Origin of the sequence: Campylobacter sp. US33a, assembly GCF_004378855.1 — a bacterium.
Taxonomy (GTDB): Bacteria; Campylobacterota; Campylobacteria; order Campylobacterales; family Campylobacteraceae; genus Campylobacter_D.
Map to the genome: position 1 here is coordinate 1 of NZ_RYYL01000061.1, position 239 is coordinate 239.

At 32.2% G+C, this 239-nt stretch carries 1 pseudogene; it reads right to left on the reverse strand.

What is annotated here, in order from left to right:
• A pseudogene (locus ELQ16_RS09895) lies at nucleotides 1-239 on the reverse strand (hypothetical protein); the annotation flags it as partial.

Consider the following 239-nt stretch of genomic DNA (forward strand, 5'->3'; position numbering starts at 1 on the left):
TTTTCTGCTTTAGTCCAAGGAGCAATAGCTCCTTTTATAGGATCTTTTAAATATATGCTTTGCCAATCTTTAAATTCTAAAAGAGTGGATCTCTCTCCTGTATAAAAGTTAGGATCTAGATACTTGGGTTTATAGTCTTTGTAGGGGGAGTTTTGTTTAATTTCCCAAGCTTTAAAAAAAACCTTGGTATATTCTTTAGTATATTTGCCTACAGGATCAGCACTTTGTGCAAAATATAT